At 52.2% G+C, this 3,085-nt stretch carries 1 rRNA gene; it reads left to right on the top strand.

Annotation, left to right across the window (positions count from 1 at the left end):
- The first annotated feature begins 90 nt into the window (after positions 1-90).
- Positions 91-3,023, top strand: a 23S ribosomal RNA gene (locus tag BEP19_RS01850).
- Positions 3,024-3,085 lie beyond the last annotated feature (62 nt).

Here is a 3,085-nt window from a genome sequence, read left to right as displayed (position 1 = left end):
TGATTGTTCTTTGAAAACTAGATAACGAAACGTAAGTTTCACCGAAATGCGTAAATTAGGAAAAATCCTAAAACCTTAAGTAAGTAAGTAGGTTAAGCTACAAAGGGCGCACGGTGGATGCCTTGGCACTAGGAGCCGATGAAGGACGCGATTAACGGCGATACGCCTCGGGGAGCTGTAAGTAAGCTTTGATCCGAGGATTTCCGAATGGGGAAACCCACTGTCCGTAATGGGGCAGTACCGCCACCTGAATATATAGGGTGGATGGAGGTATACCAGGGGAACTGAAACATCTAAGTACCCTGAGGAGAAGAAAACAAGTAGTGATTCCCTGAGTAGCGGCGAGCGAACGGGGAAGAGCCCAAACCGAAAGGCTTGCCTTTCGGGGTTGTAGGACGTCTCACACGGAGTTACAAAGGTTGAGAATAGACGAAGCGATCTGGAAAGGTCCATCACAGAAGGTAACAATCCTGTAGTCGAAATTTTCAACTCTCCGAGACGGATCCTGAGTAGGACGGGACACGTGAAACCCCGTCTGAAGCTGGGAGGACCATCTCCCAAGGCTAAATACTCCCTAGTGACCGATAGTGAACCAGTACCGTGAGGGAAAGGTGAAAAGCACCCCGGGAGGGGAGTGAAATAGAACCTGAAACCGTGTGCCTACAAACAGTCGGAGCACGATCTATGTGTGACGGCGTGCCTTTTGTAGAATGAACCGGCGAGTTACGTTTACGTGCAAGGTTAAGCTGATAAGGCGGAGCCGCAGCGAAAGCGAGTCTGAATAGGGCGAATGAGTACGTAGGCGTAGACCCGAAACCGTGTGATCTACCCATGTCCAGGGTGAAGGTGCGGTAACACGCACTGGAGGCCCGAACCCACGTACGTTGAAAAGTGCGGGGATGAGGTGTGGGTAGCGGAGAAATTCCAATCGAACTCGGAAATAGCTGGTTCTCTCCGAAATAGCTTTAGGGCTAGCCTCGATGTGAGAGTCTTGGAGGTAGAGCACTGATTGGGCTAGGGGTCCTCACCGGATTACCGAACTCAGTCAAACTCCGAATGCCAAAGACTTATCATCGGGAGTCAGACTGCGAATGCTAAGATCCGTAGTCGAAAGGGAAACAGCCCAGACCATCAGCTAAGGTCCCCAAGTGTATGTTAAGTGGGAAACGATGTGGAGTTGCTTAGACAACCAGGATGTTGGCTTAGAAGCAGCCACCATTTAAAGAGTGCGTAATAGCTCACTGGTCGAGTGACTCTGCGCGGAAAATGTAACGGGGCTAAACATACCACCGAAGCTATGGACTGTCTTTGACAGTGGTAGGAGAGCGTTCCAAGGGCATTGAAGCATGACCGTAAGGACATGTGGAGCGCTTGGAAGTGAGAATGCCGGTGTAAGTAGCGATAAGATCAGTGAGAATCTGATCCGCCGAAAGCCTAAGGTTTCCTGAGGAAGGCTCGTCCGCTCAGGGTAAGTCGGGACCTAAGTCGAGGCCGAAGGGCGTAGACGATGGACAACAGGTTGAGATTCCTGTACCACCTCATTTCCGTTTGAGTGATGGAGGGACGCAGGAAGGTAGGGTGAGCAGGCGATTGGAAGTGCCTGTCCAAGCGTTTAGGTTAATGAGTAGGCAAATCCGCTCATTATTAAGACTGAGACGTGATGGCGAGGGAAATTTAAGTACCGAAGTCCCTGATCCTACACTGCCAAGAAAAGCTTCTAGCGAGGAAATAGGTGCCCGTACCGCAAACCGACACAGGTAGGCGAGGAGAGAATCCTAAGGCGCGCGGGATAACTCTTGCTAAGGAACTCGGCAAAATGACCCCGTAACTTCGGGAGAAGGGGTGCCCCGTTAGTGTGAATAGCACGAGGGGGCCGCAGTGAATAGGCCCAAGCGACTGTTTAGCAAAAACACAGGTCTCTGCGAAGCCGCAAGGCGAAGTATAGGGGCTGACGCCTGCCCGGTGCTGGAAGGTTAAGAGGAGAGGTTAGCGCAAGCGAAGCTTTGAATTGAAGCCCCAGTAAACGGCGGCCGTAACTATAACGGTCCTAAGGTAGCGAAATTCCTTGTCGGGTAAGTTCCGACCCGCACGAAAGGCGTAACGACTTGGGCGCTGTCTCGGCAAGAGACCCGGTGAAATCGTAATACCTGTGAAGATGCAGGTTACCCGTGACAAGACGGAAAGACCCCATGGAGCTTTACTATAGCTTGATATTGGATTTTGGTATGTTCTGTACAGGATAGGTGGGAGCCTTAGAAACCGGGTCGCCAGATTCGGTGGAGGCAATGGTGGGATACCACCCTGAACATATCGAGGTTCTAACCTACGCCCCTGATCGGGGTGGGGGACAGTGTCAGGTGGGTAGTTTGACTGGGGCGGTCGCCTCCTAAAGAGTAACGGAGGCGCCCAAAGGTTCCCTCAGCGCGGTTGGAAATCGCGCGAAGAGTGTAAAGGCAGAAGGGAGCTTGACTGCGAGACCTACAAGTCGAGCAGGGACGAAAGTCGGGCTTAGTGATCCGGTGGTTCCGCATGGAAGGGCCATCGCTCAACGGATAAAAGCTACCCTGGGGATAACAGGCTTATCTCCCCCAAGAGTCCACATCGACGGGGAGGTTTGGCACCTCGATGTCGGCTCATCGCATCCTGGGGCTGAAGTAGGTCCCAAGGGTTGGGCTGTTCGCCCATTAAAGCGGTACGCGAGCTGGGTTCAGAACGTCGTGAGACAGTTCGGTCCCTATCTGTCACGGGCGCAGGAAATTTGAGAGGAGCTGTCCTTAGTACGAGAGGACCGGGATGGACGCACCGCTGGTGCACCAGTTGTTCCGCCAGGAGCACAGCTGGGTAGCTATGTGCGGCAGGGATAAGCGCTGAAAGCATCTAAGCGTGAAGCCCCCCTCAAGATGAGATTTCCCATGGAGTTAATCCAGTAAGACCCCTTAGAGATGATGAGGTTGATAGGTCCGAGGTGGAAGTGTCGCGAGACATGGAGCTGACGGATACTAATCGGTCGAGGGCTTAACCAAAATAAAAGCATTTCGAAAACTTACGTTGTTATCTAGTTTTGAAGGAATAATCCTTCTTTGTT

It is taken from the genome of Ammoniphilus oxalaticus, assembly GCF_003609605.1.
Classification (GTDB): Bacteria; Bacillota; Bacilli; order Aneurinibacillales; family RAOX-1; genus Ammoniphilus; species Ammoniphilus oxalaticus.
Note: the sequence above shows the minus strand (reverse complement) of the source record. Positions and strands in the feature narration are given on the sequence as shown.